Source organism: Kitasatospora sp. NPDC054768 (genome assembly GCF_053612025.1).
In genome coordinates, this window is record NZ_JBSHBN010000059.1 from 26,664 (window position 1) to 49,497 (window position 22,834).

The window sequence follows — 22,834 nt, forward strand, 5'->3', positions numbered from 1 at the left end:
GCGGGCTGCGACGCCGGAACACAGCCTTCCGCAACAAATCGACAAAGCACTAGCTCCCACAGCGATTTTCCCCCGTTAGCGTGATATCCAGCCGCGCGGCGCATGGCGGCCGCGAAACCGGACCATGCGTCGATGCACCCCGTCCGAGCTGGGAATTCACCCGGACGGCCGAGGACCGGGGCGGCTCGGCGAGCGGCGCAAACGGCGTCACACGGTCCGCCGGTCGCACCACCCCGGCGCATGCGAACCCGTGAACGCGCCCCCGAAAAGTTCGATCACCCTTCCATGTCGACTTTCCGACCATTCACAGACCATCGGAATGTCACACCAGGGCGGCAGGAGTGAAGGCCCCGTCCGATCCGACGAGATGACTCAGTGGAAATCAGATCATCTTGCCGGGATTCAGAATTCCCAGCGGATCGAAGACCGCCTTCAGCTGCCGCTGCAGGTCCAGTGCCACCGGGCCCAGCTCACGGGCCAGCCAGTCCCGTTTCAGCAGCCCCACCCCGTGCTCCCCGGTGATCGTGCCGCCCAGCTCCAGCCCGAGCGCCATGATCTCGTCGAAGGAGCGCTGGGCACGGGCCGTCTGCTCCACGTCCGAGGCGTCGAAAATGACGATCGGGTGGGTGTTGCCGTCCCCCGCATGACTGACCACCCCGATGGTCAGCCCGTGCCGCTCGGCGATCACCGCGACACCGTTCAGCATCTCCGCCAGCCGGGAACGCGGCACGGCCACGTCGTCGATCATCGTGGTGCCCAGCCGGTCCAGCGCGGGCAACGCCATCCGCCGGGCGGCCAGCAGCAGATCGGACTCCGCCTGGTCCTCGGCCGGCACCACCGCCGTCGCCCCGGACTCCCGGCACAGCTCCGCGACCCGCGCCAGCTCGGCCTCCCGGTCCGGCCCGTCGAAGGCCACCAGCAGCAGCGCCCGGGTGGACTCCGGCAGGCCCATCCGACCCAACTCGTTGACGGCCCGCACCGAGACCGCGTCCATCAGCTCCATCAGCGACGGGGTCAGACCGCGCGCCATCACCTCGCAGACCGCCGCCCCGGCCGCGTCCGCACTCGGGAACTCCGCCGCCAGCGCCAACTGCGGAGCGGGCGCCGGCCGCAGCGACAGAACCGCCCGGACCACCACACCGAGCGTCCCCTCCGAGCCGACGAACAGCCTGGTCAGGTCGTAACCGGCCACGCCCTTCGCCGTCCGGCGCCCGGTGGACAGCAGCCGCCCGTCCGCCAGCACCACGTCCAGCCCGAGCACGTACTCGCTGGTGACGCCGTACTTCACGCAGCAGAGCCCGCCCGCCCCGGTACCGATGTTGCCGCCGATCGTGCAGGACTCCCAGCTGGACGGGTCCGGCGGATACGAGAGCCCCAACTCCTCGACAGCACGGGAGAGTTCAGCGTTCACCACACCGGGCTCGACCACCGCGATCCGGTTCACCGGGTCGATCTCCAGGATCCGGTTCAGCTTCACCAGCGACAGCACGACGCAGCCGTCCACCGCGTTCGCCGCACCCGACAGCCCGGTCCGGGCCCCCTGCGGCACCACCGGCACGCGCAACTCGGTCGCGGTGCGGAGCACGTGCTGCACCTGCTCGACCGTCTCCGGGAACACCACCACCGCGGGCTGCCCGGCCGCGCAGAAACCCGCCATGTCGTGGCGGTACGCGGCGGTCACGTCCGGGTCCACCACGACGGCCCCCGCCGGGAGGCCCTGCGCCAGTCGGTCCGTCAGATCACTCATCGCCGCCTCCACTCGCCGCCCGCCCGCCTCCACCTCCGCACTCTGCCCGGACGACCGGGGCCGGGCAAGTGGGCCGCGGGGCGGTTGGGGAACAGGAGACGAACGGACAGGGGAACACGGGGTGACTCAGGCCCGGCGGAGGGCCGGGGTGGCCAGGGCGGTGAGCCCGGCGGCGGCGGTGGCCAGGGCGCAGAGCAGGGTGGGCAGGGCCGCGCCCGCCGCGTCCGCGAGCAGGCCCAACAGGGAGTTCGAGAGCACCAGTGCCAGGCTCTGCACGAGCGTCAGCAGTGCCTGGACCCGGGAGAGATGGGTCGGCGGCGCGCCGGTCAGCACGAGTGGGCCGAGGTGGCAGGCGAACAGCCCCGAGCCGAGGCCCGCCACCGCGCTGCCGGCCACCGCCGCCACCGGCCCCGCGGCCGACGCCAGCAGCGCGATCCCCACCGAGGCCGCGCAGAGCCCGGCCGCCGCCCCCACCCCCGCCCGGGGCAAGGTGCCCCGCCGGGCGATCAGGCCGGCCACCGCCAGCACCCCGGCCGCCTGGCCGCCGCCCACCAGTCCCGCCGTCCCGGCCGCCCAGCCGTGCGCCCGGGCGAGCAGCGGACCGAGCAGTGACACCACCGGCAGCAGCGCCCCGGCCGCAGCGCCGGTGACCAGCAGGGCGGCCCGCAGCAGCGGGTCGGCCACGGCGAGCCGGACGCCGGACGCCGCCTCGCGGAGCAGTCCCGCCCGCGGACCGGACGGCCCGTCCTCCGGGGGCCGCACCCGCAGCAGAACCAGCAGCACGACCCCGAAACTCGCCGCGTCCGCCAGCGCCGCGCCGGACAGCCCGCCGGCCGCGACCAGCAGGCCGCCCAGCGGTGCGCCGAGCAGGACGGCGCTCTGCCCGCCGGCCTGCCGCAGGGCGAGCGCCCGGGGCAGCCGGTCCGCGGGCACCAGCCGGCGGGGCATCGAACCGCCGGCCGGGAGGTGGAAGGCGTCGACCGTCCCGATCACGGCCGCCGCCGCGACCAGCAGCCACAGCGGCGTCCCCCAGGAGGCCGCCACCAGGGCCAGCACACCGGTCGCGACCAGCATCACCGTGTCCCCGGCGAGCATCACCCGCCGGGCGCCGAAGCGGTCCGCGACCGCGCCGCCCAGCAGGACCAGCGCGGTGCGCGGCACCGTGATCGCCGTCAGGACCAGCCCGGCCGCGCCGCCGCCGTGCGCGGAGGCGGCCCAGCCGAGGGCGAAGTACAGCGCGGCGTCACCCAGCAGTCCGGCCTGGACACCGGCCAGCCAGAGCAGGTACCTCCGCGGCAGCGCGGCCCGCGGAGCGACAGTGGCAGTGGCAGTGGCAGTGGCAGTGGCAGTGGTCATGCCGGGCGACGCTAGGGCCCTCGACCCGGTCGAGGGCAAGCGCGGCTACCGCCGGACCACCGGCTCCTGCAGCTCGGTGACCCACCCGGCCCGGTCCTCCGGGCACTCCAGGTACAGCTCCCGGGCGTAGCCGGCCGAGCGGTAGCCGTTCTCCTCGATGAAGCGGGCCAGTTCCTGGCCGGTGCCCAGCACGTCGTCCATCGGACCGCGGTGCACGATCGTCGCCGCCTCCTCGATCGGCGGCAGGTCGAGCACCTCGAAGTCGTGCTCACCCGGCCGCACCGACGGGCCCACCGGGACGGCCACCAGGACCAGCACCGAGCCGTTGCCCTCCGGCGCGTCCTGGTAGCGGGCGACGGACGGGCCGGCCGCCTCGACCCCGGCCGCGGCCAGCCTCCGGCACAGTTCGGCGAACAGCGGCCCGATCACCGGGCCGATGTCCTCCGGCTCGTAACTCGTGGCCGCACCGGCCAGTTGGGCCACCCGGACGGACGGCACCCGCTTCACCACGACATCGTGTGCGGACATGGTCCCCTCGCTCTCGATCGTCCGGAGCCTCGCCTCCACCCGGGCCAGCCGCAGCTCGTCGGCGGCGATCGCCTCGGCGAGCTGGGCCCGCCGCAGCCGCAGCATGCCGCGCAGTTCGGCCGCGTCCACCTGCTCGTCCAGGACGGCGCGCACCTGCTGCAGGGTGAAGCCGAGCTCCTTGAGCGCGATCACCCGGTTGAGCCGGGCCAGTTGGGACGCCTCGTAGGAGCGGTACCCGCTGACCGGGTCCACCCGGGCGGGCCGCAGCAGCCCGATCGCGTCGTAGTGGCGCAGCATCCGTACCGACACCCGGCCGTGGCTGGCGAAGTCTCCGATGTTCAACATGATGCGCCCACTCCATCCCCTGCCACCGTGTCAGGGTCAACCCGGCCGTCCGGGAAACACCGAGGGCGGGTGCCGAGCGAACTCGGCACCCGCCCTGAGCAGGTGGTTCTCCTACCGGCGGAGAGCGTGGGATTCGAACCCACGGTACGGGGTCACCGCACGACAGTTTTCAAGACTGTTCCCTTAGGCCGCTCGGGCAGCTCTCCAGGCGGAGGTCAGCCTAACGGGTCCGGCGGGGTTCGGCGCACACGTTTCGGTGCGGGCGGGGGTCACGACTGGTCGCCCTCGCGCTGACCGAGGGTGACCTTGGTGTTGAAGGTCTGGCCGTTGCGGGTGTACTCGACGTCGACGGTCTCGCCGGGCTTGTGCGTCCAGATCCGGCTGACCAGGGCCGGGCCGTTGTCGATCGGCACGCCGCCGAGCTTGGTGATGACGTCCCCCGGCTTGAGGCCGGCCTTGTCGGCCGCGCCGCCGGGGGTGACGGCCGGCTGGCCCTGGATGTCCTTGGTCTGGATCTGCGCGCCGTCGCCCTTGTAGTCGTCGTTGCGCAGCACGTCGAGCTTGGCGTAGACCGGCTTGCCGGTCTTGATCAGGGTGTCCGCGACCCACTTGGCCTGGTTGATCGGGATGGCGAAGCCCAGGCCGATGCTGCCGGCCCGGCCGTTGGCGGAGGCGTTGGACTGGATCGCCGAGTTGATGCCGATCACCGCGCCGCCGGAGTCGAGCAGCGGGCCGCCGGAGTTGCCGGGGTTGATCGAGGCGTCGGTCTGCAGGGCGTTCATGTACGAGGCCTGCGAGCCGGTGTCGTCGCCGGAGGCCACCGGGCGGTCCTTGGCGCTGATGATGCCGCTGGTGACGGTGGACTCCAGGCCGTACGGCGCACCGATCGCGACGGTGGCGTCACCGACGTTGACCTTGTCGGAGTCGGCCAGCGGCAGCGGGGTCAGCTTGCTCTTCGGCGGGTTGTCGATCTTGACCACGGCGACGTCGTAGCCCTCGGCGTGGCCCAGCACGGAGGCGCTGTAGGAGCTGCCGTCGGCGAACTTGACGGTCAGTTTGCCGCCGTTGAGGGTCGGCGCGACCACGTGGTTGTTGGTGAGGATGTGGCCCTCGGTGTCGAAGACGAAGCCGGTGCCGGTGCCCGACTCGCCGTTGCCCTGCGCCTTGATGGTGACGACGCTGGGCAGCGCCTTCTGCGCGATGGCGGCGATCGAGCCGGGGGCGGGCTCGTTCTTCTGGGTGTCGCTGGCCTGCACGGTGGTGCTGCGGTGGTCGTTCGCGGAGCTGCGCTTGTCGGCATTGTCGGTGACGGTCACGCCGAGCACGCCGCCGGCCACACCGGCGACCAGCGCGACGGCCGCGATCAGGGCGACCAGGCCGCCGCGCTTCTTGCGCGGGCCGCCGGGGCCGACCGGACCGCCGGGGTGGTCCGCCGGGTAGCCGAGCGGGCCCGCCGGGCCGCCGGGGTAGCCCGCGCCGCCGGAGGTGGAGTCGTGGGCGGGGCCCCAGCCGCCGAGCGGCTGACCGGCCCCGAAGGGGTGGTGGCCGTGCGCGGCGGGGGCGGCGCCGTAGCCCTCGTGCGCGCCGGGGGCGGCCGGAGCGGCGCCGTAGCCCTCGTGCGCGCCGGCCGCCGGGACGCCGTGGGTCGGGGTGGCGTACGGGTTGTCGACCGGCGGCAGCGCCGGGGCGGCGGGGGCCGCGGCCGGGGCGGGCGCGGCGAGCGGGGCCACCGGAGCCTGCGGGGCGGGCGGCAGGACCGGCGGCGGCGCGTCGATGTAGCCGGTGACCGGGTCGACGGCCGGCTGCTCGGCGGCGGGCGCCGCAGGGGACGCGGGGGCCGCGGGGGCCGCGGGGGCCGCGGGAGCCGCGGGGGCCTCCGGTGCGGGCACCTTGGTGAAGGCGACGGTGGGCTTGTGCCCGCCCTCGGCCGGGACACCCTCGGCCGCGACGGCGTCGACGGGCGGTGCCGCCTCGACGGGGGCGGCCTCGACGGCGCCCGACTCCGGCTCGGGCACCCGCCGGAAGGCCATGGTCGGCTGGTGCCCGCCCTGAGCGGGGCCTTCGGAAGCGGACTCGGCCGCCCCCTGCCCGGCGGGCTGCTCCCCCTGCGGCCCGGCGGGCCCAACCTCGCGCTCGGTGCTCACGGACGACCTCCATAGCTGGCAGAACCAAGGACCATAGTTTTTCGCACTGTCGATTCGATTGCCGTAAGGACCCCTCTGAAGAACTCATAAGAATCCTTAGCCGACGCAGACGCCGACACCCGACGCCGGCACCGAACACCGGCTCCGACACCCACGCCGGCACCCACGCCGGCACCGGCACCGACGGCCGAGGCTCCCCTCCCCCGCCGGGCGTCCCGCGATGCGGACCGCACACCCTCGGCCTTGGGCGTTCGCCCCCGTGCCGGTTAGCCTGTCGCTCCAAACTGACACGCGGGAGCTTGGACCCACCAGGCTGAGAGTGCGCATGTCGACCGTACGCCACACGAGTGACGGACGGTCGAGGGGGCGCTGACCGCCGGAACCTGTCCGGGTAATGCCGGCGTAGGGAGTATCGGCCATGCCGCCTGCTTCGCCATCCTCTTCTTCGGGCGCGAACGTTCCCGCCCCCGGTGCGGACGCCTCCGCCGCGGGCGCGACCGCCGTCCTGGAGCGCCCCGAGCACGTCGAAGCGCCCCTGGTGCTGGACACCGAGCCGCCGCGCACGCTGCGCTTCCGGGACCACTTCGCGCTCTGGATGAACCTGGGCGTCAGCCTGATCGGCTTCTCCACCGCCGCCACCGTGCTCGGCGCCCCCGGCAGCGAGCTGTCGCTGGTCGCCGCGGTGACCGCGATCACGGTCGGTACGGCGGTCGGCACCGCGATGCTCGGCGTGGCCTCGCTGATCGGCGCCCGCACCGGCGCCCCCGCGATGGCGAACCTGCGCGGTCTGTTCGGCACCCGGCTGTCGTACCTGCCGACGGTGCTGAACATCGTGCAGTGCATCGGCTGGGGCGTGTTCGAGCTGCTGACCATCTCGGCGGGCGCGCAGACCGTCGCGCACACCACCGGCTACCGCTGGCTGTTCGTCCTGCTCGCGGGCGCGCTGACCACGGCGCTGACCATCTGGCCGCTGGGCTCGATCGCGGTGCTGCGCCGCTTCGTGGCCGGGGCGGTCGCGGTGGCGATGGTGTACTTCACCGTCCAGCTGGGCCGCCAGGGCGTGCCGGACCCGGGGGCGGGCAACTGGCACGGCTTCCTGGGCGCCACCGACGCGATGATCGCGGTGTCGGTCTCCTTCGTCCCGCTGGCCGCCGACTACACCCGGCACTCGCGCACCCCGCGCTCGGCGTTCTGGGGCAGCTTCTCCGGCTACACGATCGCCCAGGTCTGGTGCTACGTGCTCGGCCTGATGGCGCTGCTGCAGTCGGACGGCGATCCGAACCGGATCTTCGACTCCTTCCTCGGGGTCTGGGCCGGCTGGCTGTTCCTGCTGGTGCTGGTGCTGCGCGAGACGGACCAGTCCTTCGCCAACGTGTACTCGACGGCGATGTCGGTGCAGAACCTGCTGCCGAAGGTGGACCGCCGGGTGCTCTCCGGCGCGATCGGCGCGCTGACCACCGTGCTGGCGCTGCGGATCGACGAGTTCACCGACACCTACTACGGCTTCCTCGGGCTGATCGGCTCGGTGTTCGTGCCGCTGCTGGCGGTGCTCGTGGTGGACTACTTCCTCGGCGCCGGGCGGCGCGGCTGGAACCTCTCCGCCGACGCGCCGTCCCGCTGGCCGATGCTGCTGCCGTGGGCCCTGGGCTTCGCGGTCTACCAGTTCATCGCGCCGACCAAGGTGGCCGGCTGGTGGACGGACTTCTGGACCTCGGCCCAGGAGTCGCTGCACTTCACCCCGCAGGAGTGGACCTCCGCCTCGCTGTTCGCCTTCCTGGTGCCCGCCCTGGTCACCTGGGCGCTCACCCCGCTCTCCCGCCGCGCCGACCGGCACTGAGCGGGCCGCCCGCACCGGGCGAAGCGGGGGCGGCCCGGCCCCGCGGGCCCGGCCGGGACGGCTCCGCGGGCAGGAAGACGGCCCCACAGGTTGGGGCCGTCTTTGTCCGCGCTTCACCTGTGCCGCCTATCGTTGGGCCTGTGACCAGCCCAGACCTGTCCTCGCCGGCGGCGCGCACCGTGCCGTCCGTCCAGGTGATCGCCCACCGCGGTTCCTCCCACGCCCTGCCCGAGCACACCCTCGCGGCCTACCGGCGCGCGCTCGACGAGGGCGCCGACGCGCTGGAGTGCGATGTCCGGGTCACCGCCGACGGCGCGCTGGTCTGCGTGCACGACCGCCGGATCGGCCGGGTCTCCAACGGCCGGGGCACCGTCTCGGCGATGACCCTCGCCGAGCTGGAGGACTACGACTTCGGCGCCTGGAAGACCGGCCGCCCCAGCGTCGACCCGGAGCTGCGCGGCGTGCTGCGGCTGGAGCGGCTGCTGGAGCTGGTGGTGGAGTGCGGCCGCCCGGTGGACCTGGCGATCGAGACCAAGCACCCGGTGCGTTTCCGCGGCCGGGTGGAGGCCGAGCTGCTGCGGACGCTGGAGCGGTTCGGGATCGGCGCGACCCGGGGCGGCGACCGCCCGTCCGCCCGGATCATGAGCTTCTCCTCGATCGCGCTGAACCGGGTGGCCGCCGCCGCGCCGCAGTACCGGCGGGTGTTCCTGTTCGAGCGGACCCTGCCGCTGCTCGGCCGGCTGCGCGAGGGTTCGCCGCTGCCGGGCGGGGCGCGGATCGCCGGCCCGGGCATCGAGCTGGTGCGGGCCCGCCCGCACCTGGTGACCAGGCTGCGCGAGCTGGGGCACGAGGTGCACGTGTGGACGGTGGACGAGCCGGCCGACGTCGAGCTCTGCCTGGAGCTCGGGGTGTCCGCGATCATCACCAACCGGCCCGCGGAGGTGCTGGCGCAGCTCGGCCGGTGATCCGCCGGCGCGTCCGGGGCCGCACCCGCCCGATCCGGTCGCCCCGAACCGGTCGCTCCGTCCGGTCGCTCCGTCCGGTCACTTGCGTCCGGTCACTTGCGTCCGGTCGGCCCGGTCGGATCCTCCCGATCCGATCACTCCGGTCCGATCACTCTGGTCGGCAGTCAAACCTTCCTTGCGCGAAATTGCCGGAATTCTTGCATCCAGGCGACAGAGGGTGAGCACGGAATGACCTGATGTCGACCGTCGGTCGCCGCACTCGAAATGGGCTCGCGGGATCGTCCGGTGCTCGTTTCCGACGCATTACCAAGGGGCATCTCTCCCTCGGCATACGCTGAAGGAGGTCCGGGGGTGGCGTTGATGGTGGCGCGTGAAGTGCCGACTTCATCGACCATGGCAGTGCCGCACGGCCCAGCGAGTGTCGGGGTCGCACGGCGCCGACTGCGTCGAGATCTGGGTGACCGGCAGATACCGGAACCGGTCATCGATGATGCTGTTCTGATCCTTTCCGAGCTGTTGAGCAACGCCTGTCGATACGCCCGTCCGCTCGGCCCGCTGCCGGCCCTGGGCCGCAGCGGCCGGGCCGAGGTGCTCGGGCAGGTGCTGGTCGGCGTCCCGTCCGGGACGCGCGCCGCACCGGGCGGCCGGGAGTCCGCCGAGGGCTCGGACGAGCCGGACGGCGGCGTGCTGGTCCGCTGGCAGATGCACGCCGACGGGGTGCTCACCCTGGAGGTCACGGACGGCGGGGCGGCCACCCGGCCGCTGCCCGCGAGTCCCTCGCTGACCTCGCGCGGCGGCCGCGGCCTGAGCATCGTCGACCAGCTGGCCAGCGACTGGGGCGTGCGCGACGCCCCCGGCGAGGTCACGGTCTGGGCGGCGCTGCCCGCCCGGGCCCGGCACGCCCGGCGCACCGGGGGCGACGCCCGTAGCGCGTGAGCCGGGCGCGGGGAATGTGTCGTTAGGCTTCCCGGAACACAGGACCACCGTTTCCGGGAGAGCCGCAGCATGGGCAAGAAGGCCGCCAAGAAGGCGCCGCAGCGCCAGTCCACCACCGCCGTCACGGGCGAGATCCCCGTGGTCGGGGCCCGCGAGGACTGCCCCTGCGGCTCCGGCCGCCGGTACAAGGCGTGTCACGGCCGGGAGGCCTCGCACGCGGTGCAGGAGCTGGTGCACCGCCCGTTCGAGGGCCTGTCGGGCGAGGCCGACTGGGTGGCGCTGCGCGAGCTGGTGCCCGCCGCCACGGTGCCGCTGACGCTGGCCGCCGGGGTGGCGGACGGCGCCACCGGTGACGTCCCGTCGGTGACCCTGGCCACCGTGCTGCCGCTGGCCTGGCCGGCCCTGCGCCGCCAGGACGGCTCGATCCTGCTCGGCCTGCAGACCCAGTCCGCCTCCGGCGACCTCAGCCGCGACCTCGCGGACGCCCTGGAGCTGGCCCTGGCCACCGAGCCGGGCAGCCCGGTGCCGGCCCGCCGGACCGTCCCGGGCGGGCGCCGCCTGCAGGACCTGCTGGACGCCGGGGCCGCGTTCACGCCCACCGTGCACACCGGCTTCGAGTTCTGGCTGGAGGACGCCGAGGCCGCCACCGGTGAGGTCGCCGCCTCCCTGGAGCGCGCCAACGCCTCGGCCATCCCGACCGAGAAGCTCGCCGGCGTGGACTCCGCCTACTGGTGCGGCACTCCGGACAAGAACCACCTGCGCTGGGTGATGACCGTGCCGGAGGAGCAACTGCTGGACGCGCTGGCCCGGCTGAACGCGGCCGGCGAGGCCTCGCTCGGCGCGGACACCCGCCTGGTGGGCTCGTTCCGCGCGCACGGCCTGACCGTCCCGGTGTGGGATCTCCCGCTCGCGATGACCGCCGCCGACTGCGAGAAGCCGGCCGCCGAGTTCGCCGAGCGGCTCGCCGCCGTGCTCGCCGACGGGACCCCGCTGACCGCCGAGGAGCGGCGCGCCCGCGCGAACCTGGTGAACCGTCAGGTCACCCTGAACTAAAGCGCGCAGGATCCGCGTGATACGCGTCACATTGTCGCGGTGAACGCGCAATTTCCGGGCGTGGAGGGCGTCTTGGAAATTGGCGCGGGCGCAGATCCTTGTTACTGTCTAAAGAGTCCGGCCGCTGGTGCATCCCCCGTCGCCAGCGGCCGGATCTTTTGTTTTTCCGGAACGCCCCGGTGAAGGCCCCGACGGAGGCCCCGGCGCCCCGCCCGGCACCTGCGGTCCTCAGTAGGCCGAGCGTCCGCTGTCCAACCGGACCGCCGCCTCCACCAACTCCCCCAGCAGCGGCCCGACCTGCGGCAGCCAGACCCCGCCGCCGGCGCCCGGCCGCGGTGCCAGCACCCAGCGCACCTTCCCCCGGCCTCCGGCCGCGGCGACCCCCGCGGCCGCGCCTCCGGGCGGCAGTGCCAGGAAGCCACCCGGCCCGTGATAGCGCAACGAGCCCGGCACCCAAGGGAGTTGGGCGAGCATCTCACCGAGCACGTCCAGCGAGTACGGGGCCACCAACAGCGCGTAGCGGCCCGGCATCGCCAGCACCGGTCCGAGCGGCAGCCGCAGCGCGCCCAGGTAGACCAGCGCCCGGGCGCCGGCCGCCGCGGGCAGGCTGACCGCCGAGACCGTGGAGCCGGTGGCGGCCAGCACCGGCGCGTCCGGGCTCTGCCGCTCCCACCACCAGCGCACCATCCGGGCGTCCGTGGTGGCGGCCAGCAGCGAGGGGTCGTGGGGGTGCGCGCCGGGGACGGTGCAGTCCAGGTCGCCGCAGGAGCACCGGCCGTCGCGCAGCACGGCGCCCGGCACCACGGGCCAGCGGTGGTCGACGGCGGCCGCCAGGGCCGCGGCGAGCCGGGCGGAACGCTCCTCCGACCGGTCCTTCGGATTCTCACGCATGGCGCTCGTTCCTTTCCCTGACCGCTCGGTTCGCTCCGCCCCGCCGGCGTCCGTCGGGATCCTCCGTGCGGGCCCGCCGCGGCACGGTCCCCGGGCGGCGCGGCGCGGGGCGGGCGGCAGGGCGGGCGGCGCGGCTTCGACGTGGAGCGGGTGTGGAGCACGACATGAAAGGGCCGCGCACCGGCACAGCCCTTGGAACGAGAATCCCGTACGCGACGGATGGACGCCGCCCGGGCACGCTTGGTTCCACCGTACGAGTGAGAGAGTTCCGGCCAGCCCGGCTCACGGGCGGCACGGACATACGATCCGGACGGCCGCCCGGGCCGTCCTCCCGGTTCTGCCCGTTCGCGGCCCGCTCCATGCCTCCCGGCCCGACCGGCGCGCGCACCAACCCCGCGCGCCCCCCGACCGGGTCGCGATGGATGTGGAACAGGCCACCGCGTCGTCCTGGATCTGGACATGCCCCGAATGGCCTGTGTAGAAGTGGTGGCATTGCTGTCGATCAATGACGAGTAGTAGCGAATCGAGGCGAAACGCGCCCTAAGGCCGTGCTCGCTCCACATTGGCCGTATCTGGGGGTTTCGCATGGCACGTAGCACCGCGTCAGGAGTGACGGCATGAACGAGTCCCACCCGTCGACGGCCCTCCCGTCGACGACGACCGCCGAGCCGGGCGAACCCGGCTGCGCAGGCGGGCTCACCGTCCTCGACCTGCCGGACCTGCCCGGCCCCGTCGACGCCCTGGACGGCACGACGGACGCCCGCACGGCGCCGTCCGCCGCCGTGCAGGACCGTTTGGCCGGACGCCTGTCCGAAATCACCAGCCTGCACGAGCACACCGAGCGGCTCGCCCGCACCCGCGGCCTGGCCGCCACCCTGGACACCGTCCTCGCCTCCGGCGCCGCCCTGCTCGGCGCCCGGCGCGGCGTGCTGGTCACCAGGCGGCCCGGCGGCGGGCCCGGACAGCCGGTCGGCTTCGGCCTCGACCGCGCCAGCCTCGGCGCCCTGGAGACCGTCCCGACCGAGCAGAGCCTGCTGGCCCGGCTGCTGCGCGAACGGGACCGGCCCGCCCGGCTGCACTCCCGCGACCTCGCCGAGGACCCGGCCATCGGCACCCGGCTGCGCGAACTCGCCGTCCACCTCGGCCTCGGCGGCGCCTACGGCCTGCCGCTCGCCACCGCCGAGGACGGCCCGCTCGCCGCCGCCCTCTGGTTCTACGACGAGCCCGCCGAACCGACCGAATGCCAGCGCGAACTGGCCCGCCACTACTGCGAGATCGCCGCCCCGCTGCTCGCCAAGCAGCTGGAGGCGGACCGGATCTCGCGCACCACCGAGGCGCTGCGCCGCGGCCTGCTGCCGGACCGCCTCCCCCAGGCCGCCGGGCTGCGGCTGGCCGCCCGGCTCGTCCCCGCCGGGCTGGAGCGCTCCGCCGGCAGCGACTGGTACGACGCGATCCCGCTGCCGGACGGCACCATCGGCCTCACCGTCGGTTCCGTCTCCGGCGACGGCCCCGGCGCGGGCCCCGGCTCCGCCCCCGGCGCGGCCGCCGCGATGGGCCGGGTCCGGGCCGCGCTGCGGGCGTACGCGGTGCTGGAGGGCGAGGACCCGGTCTCCGTCCTGGGAGACCTGGAGCTGCTGCTCAAGACCACCGAGCCGAGCCGCTCCGCCACCGCCGTCTACGCCTGGGTCGAGCCCGAGGAGCGCCGGATCACCCTGGCCGGCGCCGGGCACTGCCCGCCGGTCCTGGTCGGCCGGCACGGCGCCGAGTTCGTCGAGACCTCGCTCTCCGCCCCGCTCGGCATGCTGGCCTGCTGGGAGGCCCCCGGGGTGGAGTTCACCGCCGAGCGCGGCGACACCCTGCTGCTCTACACCGACGGCCTGGCCCGCCGCTTCGGCCCCACCCTGCACGCCGGGCAGGCCAACCTGCGCCGCGCCGCCGCCGACGCCCCGCGCGACGTGCGGATCGACCCGGACCGGCTCTGCGCCCACCTGCTGGCCGTCTGCCCGGCCCCGCCGGCCGCGGGCACCGCCACCGACGACCTGATGCTGCTGGCGGCCCGCTTCGAGTGAAGGTTCGGACCCGAAAAGGGCGGGCGGCCCGGCGTCCGTACCATGGACGCACGGCCGCCCGCGCGTGTCGCGATCCGACACCTCCCCCGAGGGGCGGCGGTACCACCCCCCAAGGAGGCGTTGCACGTGACCGAGGACCGTACCCCCGCGGTGGCCGAGAACCCCGAGGCCGAGGGCGGCGAGGAGCCCGAGCAGCACAAGGGCCGCAAGAACGGTCTCTACGGCGAGATCTCCGACGAGCTGGCCGCCTCGATGAAGTCCGGCTGGGCCGACACCGAGCTGCACGGCCTCTCCCCCGTCGCCCAGGCCCCGTACGCGGCCGAGCGCCGCGCCGCGCTCTCCGCCGCCTTCCCCGGCGAGCGCCTGGTCGTCCCGGCCGGCAACCTGCGGGTCCGCTCCAACGACACCGACTACGCGTTCCGCGCCTCCAGCGAGTACGTCCACCTCACCGGTGACCAGACCGAGGACGCGGTGCTGGTCGGCGAGCCGACCGGCGACGCCGGCCACGCGTTCGTGCTCTACCTGCTGCCCCGCTCGAACCGCGAGAACGGCGAGTTCTGGCTGGACGGCAACGGCGAGCTGTGGGTCGGCCGCCGGCACAGCCTGAGCGAGCAGGAGCAGCTGCTCGGCCTGCCCGCCCGCGACGTGCGCCAGGCCGCCGAGGAGCTGGCCGCGAAGGCCGCGGACCCCGCCGTGCCGACCCGGATCGTCCGCGGCTACGACGCCGGCCTGGAGGCCGCGCTCGCCGACGCCCTGGACGAGGACAAGGACGCCGGGCTCAAGGAGTTCCTGAGCGGCCTGCGGCTGGTCAAGGACGCGTGGGAGATCGGCGAGCTGCGCGCCGCCTGCGACGCCACCGTCAAGGGCTTCACCGACGTGGTCCGCGAGCTGGGCCAGGCCGTCGCCACCTCGGAGCGCTGGATCGAGGGCACCTTCTGGCGCCGCGCCCGGGTCGAGGGCAACGACGTCGGCTACGGCACCATCGCCGCGGCCGGCCCGCACGCCACCACCCTGCACTGGGTGCGCAACGACGGCGACGTGCGCCCCGGCGAGCTGCTGCTGCTGGACGCGGGCGTGGAGACCAGCACCCTCTACACCGCCGACGTCACCCGCAGCCTGCCGATCAACGGCCGCTTCACCGGGCTCCAGCGCCGGATCTACGACGCCGTGTACGACGCCCAGGAGGCCGGCATCGCCGCGGTGCGGCCCGGCGCCCGGTTCCGCGACTTCCACGAGGCCTCGCAGCGCGTCCTCGCCGAGCGGCTGCTCGCCTGGGGCCTGCTGGACGCCTCGGTGTACGACGTCGAGAAGGTCCTGGAGCTCGGCCTCCAGCGCCGCTGGACCCTGCACGGCACCGGGCACATGCTCGGCCTGGATGTCCACGACTGCGCCCACTCGCGCCGCGAGGAGCACGTCGACGCGCTGCTGGTCCCCGGCATGGTGCTGACCGTCGAGCCCGGCCTGTACTTCCAGCAGGACGACCTGACCGTGCCGGAGGAGTACCGCGGCATCGGCGTCCGGATCGAGGACGACATCCTGGTCACCGCCGACGGCAACGAGAACCTCTCGGCCGGCCTGCCCCGCAGCGCCGAGGACGTCGAGGCCTGGATGGCCTCGCTCGCCTGAGCCGCCGCACGACGGCCATGACGAGGCCACGGTGAAGGGCCCGGCCTCCCGAGCAGTGGGAGGCCGGGCCCTTCGGCTTCGGTGCGGGCTCAGCCCTTGCTGTAGGGCTGGACCAGGGAGTCCGCGCTGTGGTGGCCGGCGGCCACCCCGCCGACCTCGATGGCCATCGGTCCGGCGTGCCGCGCCACCGCGACCCGGAAGGTGTACGAGACCGAGCTGCCCGGGAGGAGGTCCGCCAGCTCGGCCGGCTCAGCCCCGAGCCGACCGTTGCAGTCCTGGACCGTGGTGAGGGTCTTCCACTCGTCGCCGACCTTCGCCTGCACCGTGACGTCCGACTCGGACAGCCCCTCGCTGTTCCGGGTGGACAGGAACACCGACGGGTACAGCCGGGTGACACCGTCCGGCGAGGAGAGCTTGTAGGAGAACTCGGTCGGGGCGCCGCCGTAGACCAGCAGGGACGGCTCGGAGACCGAGTTCACCACCGGGCGGTGGGCATCGACGACCTTCGCGGTCACCACGCTCCTGGCCATGTCCTTGTACGACTTGGCGTGCGGGGTCGGGGCGTCCGCCTCGATGGCGAGGCTTCCGGGGCGGTTGTTCACGTCGAGCGACATCCGGTACTCGACCGTCCGGCTCTCGCCCGCGGCCAGGGTGAAGGCGGCGGCGTCGCCGGTGCCCGCGTAGTCCATCCCGCCGCCCTGGCTCAGTGCCGGCAGGGCGGTCCAGCCCGAGGCGTCCTTGCGCTCCAGCGTGCCCTCCGCCATCGAGAGCACCAGCTGGCACGGCGCGCCCTCGTACTGCTGCGTCGCCACCACCGGCGCCACCGCGCGGGTGCCCGAGGCGTCGTTGTTCTTCCAGGTCACCGAGAACGCGACCTTGTCGCCCACCTGGATCTTCTGGCCCTCGCGCAGGCCGTTGAAGGTGATGCCGATGCCGCCGGGCCTGGCGGGCGCCGGCTTGGCGGAGACCGGCTTGGCCGGCGCCTTCGCGGCCGGCTTGGCGTCGGTCCCGGCGGCAGCGGGGGCCGCGGGCGCCTCCGTCGCGGGCGCGGCGGCGGCCGGAGCCGCCTCGGTGGTCGGCGCGGCAGGGGTGGGGGTGGCCGGGACGGCGCCCGCGCCCGGCGTGGCCGAGGAGGTGACGGCCGGGGTGGAGGCGGGAGCGGAGGCGGCGACGGACGCTCCGCCGTTCGTCGGGCCGCAGGCGGCGACACCGACGGCGGCGACGACGGCCAGCGGGACAATCTTCGCAATACGGGCGATAACGGACGCGTTCATGTGACAGTCCCCCCAAGGACACGTGGTGATGAAGGTGATGGTGATCGGATGAACGGGCGCCTGATGTCGCGCCCCGAGGAGCCGGCCCGAGCCCCCCCGGCTCCGCCGGCTCGCTCTCCCCGCCTCTCACCCTGATAGACGTCCATCCCGCCGGGGGGTTGCAGGTGGGTTCGAAGAATTTTTCGCGGACTTCGCCCGGAATGCCGAAAGGCGCCGTGACCAGGGGAGATACCCGGTCACGGCGCCTCGACGGCCCGCCTGGGACGGCTACTTCACGACCGTCACCGGGACGGTCAGCTCCTTCAACGGCGTCAGCGTCGTGGTGCCGTCGTACGGCAGCGTCGCCTGGACGGACACCGGCATCGTCCCCGGCCCGTCCACCAGGTCCAGGGCCATCCGGTAGGTCACCTTCTTGGACTCACCCGGCGCGAGCGAGAACCAGGCCTTCTGGCTCACCGCGGCGTAGTCCATGCCGCCCCCCATCGAGAGCGGGATCTCCGTCCAGCTGCCGCCGTCCTGGCGCTCCAGCTTGCCCTTGTTCGTCGGGAGCACCTCGTTCGGCGGCGTCCCGGCGTACTCGTTGGTGTACACCAGCGGCTGGAGCTTGTCGTAGGTCTTCTGGCCGGAGTTCCGGTACGTCACCGTGAAGGTCACCGGGGTGCCGCTGTTGGACACCTTCTGCCCCGCGCCGATGCCTCCGTCGACCGTGATGACGAGGTCCTTCGCGGCCTGTTCGGTCGCGGACAGGCCCGGCGCCTTGTGGCCGCTCACGTCCAGGCTGTTGACGATCGCCGTCAGGCCCGACTGGTAGTCGCTCTTGAGCCCGTTCGCCACCACGAAGACCTGGTCCGTACCCATCCCCCACAGCTGGGCCGTGAAGGTGTCCCCGGGCTTGCAGGTGACGTTCCACTGGGTCTTGTCGATCGTCCGGCCGGCCACGGTGGGCTTGGTCCGCACCGGGGCGCCGATCGAGGAGTAGCCGTTCTCGGGGATGTAGGGCCGGCCCCAGATCGGGCAGTTCGGCTGGTGGCCCCAGCCTCCGTCGGCGGTCAGGTCGGCCGTCGTCGGCCAGGCACCGCCGACGATCTCGTCCGGGCTGTTGTAGACCACGACCAGGACGCCGTACGGCTCGCACTTCGCCGGCGCCCAGCCCTGCTGCGGGTCCGTCGGAGCCCCCGGGCTCAGGACGCAGACCTGACTGGTCGAGACCGGCACGGCCTTCCAACCGGCCGGAACCTTGAACCTGACACCCCTGAAGTTGTACGAACTCGCCGCACCGGGCGGCGTGTTGGAGGCCGAGGGGGCGGAGGGGGCGGCGCCGTCGGCGAGCGGGACCTCGGGCTCGGCCTCGCCGGCGGGGGTGCCCGAGGCGGTGGGGGCAGCCGTCGGGCTGGGCTCGCCGGTCGGCTCGGGCGTCGGGCTCGGCGCGGCGGTCAGGGTGGCGGCCGGGGGCGGGACCTGGTCCTGGGCGACCGGCTCGCCGTGGAAGGTGAGCACGCCGAGCGCCATGGCGGCGGCCAGGCCGAGCGGCACGGTGACGGCGTACACCGGGCGCAGCCGGCGGATCCGGTTCTTCGGGGGAGCGGCCGGTCGCAGGCCGGCCGCCGTGACCATGGAGGCCCGGGCCGTCATCGCCTCGCGGAGCAGCCGTTCCGTCGGTGTCTCGGCCGGCCCGTCGCCGTCGCCGCCGATGCGGCGGGGGAGCTTGTCGGTCATCGAACCTTCTCCAGGTGCTTTTCCAAGGCGTCCAGAGCGCGGCTGGCAGTGGACTTCACGGCGCCCCGGGACAGTCCCAGGGTCTCGGCAATCTGCGCCTCCGACATGTCGGACCAGTAGCGCAGCACCAGCACCTCACGCTGGCGGGGAGTCAACTCCTGCAGGGCGACCAGCACCCGGCGGTGCTCGTCGTTGAGCACCGCGTGGTCCTCGGCGGACGGGGCGTCGGCCACGTGCGGCGGCACGTACTCGCGGGCGGTCTTGCGGCGGCGAAGCATCGAGCGGGCCCCGTTGACCACCGAGGTGCGCAGGTAGCCGAGGGCGTTGTCGAGGTCGTCCAGCTCCTCGCCGTAGCGCTGGTAGAGCTGGGTGAAGGCGTCCTGCACGACGTCCTCGGCCAGGTCCTGGTGGTCGACCAGCAGGACCGCCATCCGGACCAGACCGAGCCGGTGGGCGTGGTAGAGGTCGGTCAGGGTGGGCCGGTCCTCGGCGGGCTTCCGGCCGCCGCGCAGCAGCCGGAACCCGGAGCGGCGCTGCTTCGCCTCCTGCTCGGTGGCGACGGCGGCGAGCGGCTCGCCGACCTCCTGCGCGCCGAACAGTGCGGCGACCACTCCGCGGACGGAGAAGCCGCGCCCCCCTGCCTGCACGGCGGTCGGCCCGATGGCCATGGACATTCGCGATTCCGCTTTCCCCCGGGACGGTGACGGCGGCCGCCGTTCCGTCAGGTCCACCTGATCAAGATCGTGATCGGGGGGATCATCCCAGCCGCCCTCCGCCGGGTTCCCTCCGCCCCCGTACCAAAGGACGTGTGACGGAGGTGAAGGTTGCAGTCGGGTTCGAAGAAAATTCCGAAGGGGCCGGGACGGCTACACTCACCGGCATTCCGCCACCCGTGAACAGGGGGTTCGCATGGCCGAGCAGAACGTCGACGGCCCGGCCGGCGCCCCGGTCGCCGAAGCCGCCGTCGGGCCACGGCCGGTGGCCGTCACCATCGGTCGGCGCCCGGAGCCCGTGCACGACGTCGCCGTGTACGCCTTCCCGGGCATGGCGCCGTTCGAACTCGGCGTGGTGGTCGAGGTGTTCGGGCTTGCGCGACCCGAGCTGACCGGCCTGCTGGCGGCGCCCTGGTACGGGCTGAAGGTGTGCGCGGACCGGCCCGGTACGGCGCTGGAGGCGGTGGGCGGCTTCACGCTGACCGCCCGGCACGGGCTGGACGAGCTGGCCGCGGCCGACACCGTGGTGGTCCCCGGGGTGCCGAACGCGTTCGGCGGCGTGGGGGCATCTCCCGGTCGCCGGGCCGGGGACGTCTCCCCCGCGCTGGTCGAGGCGCTGCGCACCGCGCACGCGCGCGGCGCCCGGATCGTGTCGATCTGCTCGGGCGCCTTCGCCCTGGCCGCCGCCGGGCTGCTGGACGGCCGGAGGGCGACCACCCACTGGCGGTACGCCGAGCTGCTCCAGCAGCGGTACCCCGCGGTGCGGGTCGATCCGGACGTGCTCTACGTGGACAACGGCGACGTGCTGACCAGCGCGGGCAGCGCGGCCGGCATCGACCTCTGCCTGCACCTGGTCCGCCGGGACCACGGCGCCAAAGTGGCCAACACGGTGGCCCGGCGCTTCGTGGTGGCACCGCACCGGGACGGCGGGCAGTCCCAGTTCATCGAGGCGGCGGTCCGCCCGGTCGAGGAGGAGGACGACGGGATCGCCCGCAGCATGCAGTGGGCGCTGGACCACCTGGCCTCCCCGCTGACCATCTCGCAACTGGCCGGCGCCGCCCGGATGTCGGACCGCTCGTACCTGCGGCACTTCACCGCCCGCAACGGGACCAGCCCGATGCGCTGGGTCGTCACCCAGCGCATCGCGGCCAGTCTGGCGCTGCTGGAGTCGCCGGAGGGGTCGGTGGAGGAGATCGCCGCGGCGGTCGGCTTCGAGAGCGCCGCGACCTTCCGCCACCACTTCGGCCGGGTGATGCGAACCTCCCCGACCGCCTACCGGCGCTCCTTCGGGCGCGGGGTGGCCTGACCCCTGCGCTTCTTCGGGCGCGGGATGGCCCGGGCCCTGCGCTTCTTCGGGCGCGGGGTGGCGTGGGCGCGGGGTGGGCGCGGGGTGGCCCGGGCGCGCGGCCTACTGCCCCGCGCGCTTCTCCTCGCGCCGGTCGGCGTTGGCGAGGATGGCGTCGTGCAGCCACTGGGCCAGGCCCGGCGCGATCTTCTCGTAGGTGTCGGTCCAGCGCGGGTCGGAGACGTACAGCCCGGCCAGGCCGCGGTGGATGGTGTACGTGCAGTCGTAGAAGTTCCGGCAGATGTGCTGCCGGTGCTCCTCGGCGAGGTCCGTGGCCACCGGGCCGTCGGCGGGCTCGCCGGCGGTGAGCGCCTCGGCCAGGCGGTCGTTGAGCCCGGTCATCTCGGCCTGGATCCGCTGCCAGTCGGCCTTGGAGTAGCCGCCGGTGCGGCGCTGCGACTCGGCCCAGGCCGTGGTGTCGCCCCAGCGCTGCTCGGCCTCCTGCTCCCAGTCCTCCTGGTAGTCCTCGCCGAAGATCTCGAACTTCTCCTCCGGGGTCAGCTGAATGCCCATTCTCCGTGCCTCCATGGCGTGTTCGACGGCTGAGGCGAGTTCCTGGAGGTGACTGATCCGGTCGGTGAGCAGCCGGTGCTGCCGCCGGAGGTGTTCGGTCGGGCTGACCGAGTCGTCGTCCAGGATCGCCGCGATCTCCTCCAGGGGGAACCCGAGCTCTCGGTAGAAGAGGATCTGCTGCAGCCGGTCGAGGTCGGCGTCCGTGTACCGGCGGTAGCCGGACCGGGTACGGCCGGCCGGGGACAGCAGACCGATCCCGTCGTAGTGGTGCAGGGTGCGGACGGTCACCTTGGCGATCTTCGCCACGGCGCCGACCGAGTAGCCCTCACTGGTCATCGGAGTTCCTCCCTGGTGCTGACCACCACCCTCGGCTCTCACGTCGCGTGAGGGTCAAGCGGTGAACGGGAGCGGGCCCTCCCGCATCAGACCCCGGCGCCGGCCGACACCCGCACGCGCCGTCGCCCGCCCCGGTGGCCGACGGCACCGCCCTCGCCGTCGCCGTCGCCGTCGCCCGGCGCACCGGACCGCGGCCGACGGGACCGCTGCGCGGGCCAGAACAGCACGTACGCGGCGGAGACCACCACGAAGGCGAGCCGGACGAAGCCGCGGGCCGCGTCCGACGGGAGGAACAGCGTGCCGCCGTACAGCGCGACCAGCGCGATCCAGCTCCACCACGGGACGAGCCGCTTCTGCCCCACCGCGTCCCAGAGCAGGGTGCCGAGCAGGATCGAGGCCGTGTAGTAGGTGTAGACGCTCGGGTCGAGCAGGACGCGGGCGTCCGCGCCCAGCAGCACCACGGCCGGCCAGCGGCCGCGCCAAACGGCGACGCAGCCGAGCCCGATGCCGAGCGCGAACTGGGTGGGCCGGTCCCACCAGGGGGTGGACGGGTCGGTGACCCCGAACCAGCGCAGCGCGGAGGCGGGCTGGTTCGGGATGGTGAACTTGGCGGCCGCCATGGTGTCCAGGTTGCCCAGGTAGAACGGCAGCCAGGCGATCGCCACCAGGGCGCAGAACCAGAGCGCGGTGCGCAGCCAGGCGGGCCGGGGCAGCGCCAGGATCAGCGGGGCGAAGGCGATCGCCCAGGGCTTGGAGTCCACCGCCAGCGCCAGGAGCACCGCGACCTGGACGGGCTTGCCGCGGGCCAGGGCGTGGGCGGCGAGGGTGGTGAAGAACAGCGCGAGGACGTCGTCCAGGTGCGCGAAGCGGACCGAGACCTCGACCCACATCGGGATGAACGCCAGCCCGGCGATCAGCAGCCGTTGCTGGAGCCGCCGGTGGTTGATCCCGGTGCCGAGGTAGTACAGGGCGGCGGTGCGGCCGACCACGACCAGCATCACCAGGCCCAGCCCGGCGCTCACCGCCTCGGCGATCAGCTCGCCGGTGTGCGGTGCGAACGGGGCGGTGAGCCTTGCCGCGGCCAGGCTGACCGGGCCGATCTGGAGCTCCGGGTGGCGGGCGTAGAGCGACAGGCCGCCGTCGGGCTGATCGCTGAAGAGCAGTTGCTCGCCCTGGCGCAGGTAGTGCCAGGAGAAGCCGCCGCTGGGCTCCACCAGGAGGAACCAGAGCACCGTCCAGGCGGCCAGCAGGACGTGGTGCCTGCGCAGCGGCAACCCGGCGATCCGCCCGGTCGCCGCCTCGTAGTCGGTGGTGGCCCGTGCCGTGCGTGCTGTCCGCACCTGTCCTCTCCCCGCCGTTCCGCCCCCCTCCGGCCGGACATCCTATGTGACGGAGGAGAACCGTCCGCGCCGCCCGCGGATCCGTCCGACGGGACGGATC

The 22,834-nt window shown here is 73.8% G+C and carries 17 protein-coding genes, 1 tRNA gene and 1 riboswitch; of the genes, 7 read left to right on the plus strand and 11 right to left on the minus strand.

The features are described 5' to 3' along the window. Positions 1 to 382: 382 nt before the first annotated feature. From ACWGKU_RS19395 to ACWGKU_RS19415, 5 genes are all read right to left on the minus strand, one after another. Entirely contained in the window at positions 383 to 1,747 is a 1,365-nt protein-coding gene (locus ACWGKU_RS19395) for an FAD-binding oxidoreductase (protein WP_401051254.1), read from the minus strand. Between the two features lie 126 nt (positions 1,748 to 1,873). Beyond that, positions 1,874 to 3,103 carry an MFS transporter gene (locus ACWGKU_RS19400; RefSeq protein WP_452179190.1) on the minus strand — a complete coding sequence of 410 codons (1,230 nt, stop codon included), beginning with the start codon at positions 3,101 to 3,103 and terminating at the stop codon, positions 1,874 to 1,876. A 45-nt stretch (positions 3,104 to 3,148) separates the two neighbouring features. After that, on the minus strand, positions 3,149 to 3,976 hold the full coding sequence (locus ACWGKU_RS19405) for a MerR family transcriptional regulator (RefSeq protein WP_401055238.1): 828 nt from the start codon (positions 3,974 to 3,976) through the stop codon (positions 3,149 to 3,151). 118 nt (positions 3,977 to 4,094) lie between these two features. Beyond that, positions 4,095 to 4,182: transfer RNA gene (locus tag ACWGKU_RS19410), tRNA-Ser, on the minus strand. Positions 4,183 to 4,245: 63 nt separating this feature from the next. After that, positions 4,246 to 6,120 carry a S1C family serine protease gene (locus tag ACWGKU_RS19415; protein ID WP_452179189.1) on the minus strand — a complete coding sequence of 625 codons (1,875 nt, stop codon included), beginning with the start codon at positions 6,118 to 6,120 and terminating at the stop codon, positions 4,246 to 4,248. Positions 6,121 to 6,401: 281 nt separating this feature from the next. Beyond that, positions 6,402 to 6,546: riboswitch (TPP riboswitch) on the plus strand. Here ACWGKU_RS19415 and ACWGKU_RS19420 point away from each other — a divergent pair. The 4 genes from ACWGKU_RS19420 (at position 6,539) to ACWGKU_RS19435 (ending at position 10,911) form a co-directional block, all read left to right on the plus strand. Continuing rightward, positions 6,539 to 7,957 (plus strand): purine-cytosine permease family protein, encoded by a 1,419-nt coding sequence (locus tag ACWGKU_RS19420; protein ID WP_401049101.1) that lies wholly within the window; start codon positions 6,539 to 6,541, stop codon positions 7,955 to 7,957. It overlaps the preceding riboswitch by 8 nt. Positions 7,958 to 8,097: 140 nt before the next feature. Further along, entirely contained in the window at positions 8,098 to 8,922 is an 825-nt protein-coding gene (locus ACWGKU_RS19425) for a glycerophosphodiester phosphodiesterase (protein ID WP_401049103.1), read from the plus strand. Positions 8,923 to 9,282: 360 nt separating this feature from the next. After that, complete coding sequence (locus tag ACWGKU_RS19430; RefSeq protein ID WP_387726706.1) at positions 9,283 to 9,858, plus strand: ATP-binding protein; 576 nt, start codon at positions 9,283 to 9,285, stop codon at positions 9,856 to 9,858. Positions 9,859 to 9,927: 69 nt separating this feature from the next. Then, positions 9,928 to 10,911: a DUF5926 family protein gene (locus ACWGKU_RS19435; protein WP_359897787.1), complete on the plus strand. Its 984-nt coding sequence runs from the start codon at positions 9,928 to 9,930 to the stop codon at positions 10,909 to 10,911. A 228-nt stretch (positions 10,912 to 11,139) separates the two neighbouring features. On the opposite strand, the gene ACWGKU_RS19440 is transcribed toward ACWGKU_RS19435, so the two are convergent. Continuing rightward, a complete protein-coding gene (locus ACWGKU_RS19440) occupies positions 11,140 to 11,802 on the minus strand; it encodes a bifunctional DNA primase/polymerase (protein WP_401049106.1) in 663 nt (220 codons plus the stop codon). A gap of 617 nt (positions 11,803 to 12,419) precedes the next feature. Between ACWGKU_RS19440 and ACWGKU_RS19445 the strand changes: the two genes are divergently transcribed. After that, positions 12,420 to 13,871, plus strand: coding sequence for a PP2C family protein-serine/threonine phosphatase (locus tag ACWGKU_RS19445; RefSeq protein WP_452179188.1), 1,452 nt, complete (start codon positions 12,420 to 12,422; stop codon positions 13,869 to 13,871). 126 nt (positions 13,872 to 13,997) lie between these two features. Next, positions 13,998 to 15,497 carry an aminopeptidase P family protein gene (locus ACWGKU_RS19450; RefSeq protein WP_452179186.1) on the plus strand — a complete coding sequence of 500 codons (1,500 nt, stop codon included), beginning with the start codon at positions 13,998 to 14,000 and terminating at the stop codon, positions 15,495 to 15,497. A gap of 89 nt (positions 15,498 to 15,586) precedes the next feature. Here ACWGKU_RS19450 and ACWGKU_RS19455 read toward each other — a convergent pair whose 3' ends face one another. The 3 genes from ACWGKU_RS19455 to ACWGKU_RS19465 all read right to left on the minus strand — a co-directional run bounded on the left by ACWGKU_RS19455 (position 15,587) and on the right by ACWGKU_RS19465 (position 19,161). Further along, positions 15,587 to 16,771, minus strand: coding sequence for a hypothetical protein (locus ACWGKU_RS19455; RefSeq protein ID WP_452179185.1), 1,185 nt, complete (start codon positions 16,769 to 16,771; stop codon positions 15,587 to 15,589). 267 nt (positions 16,772 to 17,038) lie between these two features. Next, complete coding sequence (locus tag ACWGKU_RS19460; protein WP_452180992.1) at positions 17,039 to 18,487, minus strand: hypothetical protein; 1,449 nt, start codon at positions 18,485 to 18,487, stop codon at positions 17,039 to 17,041. Then, positions 18,484 to 19,161, minus strand: a complete 678-nt coding sequence (locus tag ACWGKU_RS19465; protein WP_401048318.1) for an RNA polymerase sigma factor — start codon at positions 19,159 to 19,161, stop codon at positions 18,484 to 18,486. Before ACWGKU_RS19465 ends, ACWGKU_RS19460 begins: the two co-directional genes overlap by 4 nt. 337 nt (positions 19,162 to 19,498) lie before the next feature. Here ACWGKU_RS19465 and ACWGKU_RS19470 point away from each other — a divergent pair, with 337 nt between their 5' ends. Next, positions 19,499 to 20,506 (plus strand): helix-turn-helix domain-containing protein, encoded by a 1,008-nt coding sequence (locus ACWGKU_RS19470; protein ID WP_452180993.1) that lies wholly within the window; start codon positions 19,499 to 19,501, stop codon positions 20,504 to 20,506. Between the two features lie 102 nt (positions 20,507 to 20,608). Here ACWGKU_RS19470 and ACWGKU_RS19475 read toward each other — a convergent pair whose 3' ends face one another. Then, positions 20,609 to 21,394: a MerR family transcriptional regulator gene (locus tag ACWGKU_RS19475; RefSeq protein WP_452180991.1), complete on the minus strand. Its 786-nt coding sequence runs from the start codon at positions 21,392 to 21,394 to the stop codon at positions 20,609 to 20,611. 86 nt (positions 21,395 to 21,480) lie between these two features. Beyond that, positions 21,481 to 22,734: a hypothetical protein gene (locus ACWGKU_RS19480; RefSeq protein ID WP_452180990.1), complete on the minus strand. Its 1,254-nt coding sequence runs from the start codon at positions 22,732 to 22,734 to the stop codon at positions 21,481 to 21,483. Between the last annotated feature and the right edge of the window lie 100 nt (positions 22,735 to 22,834).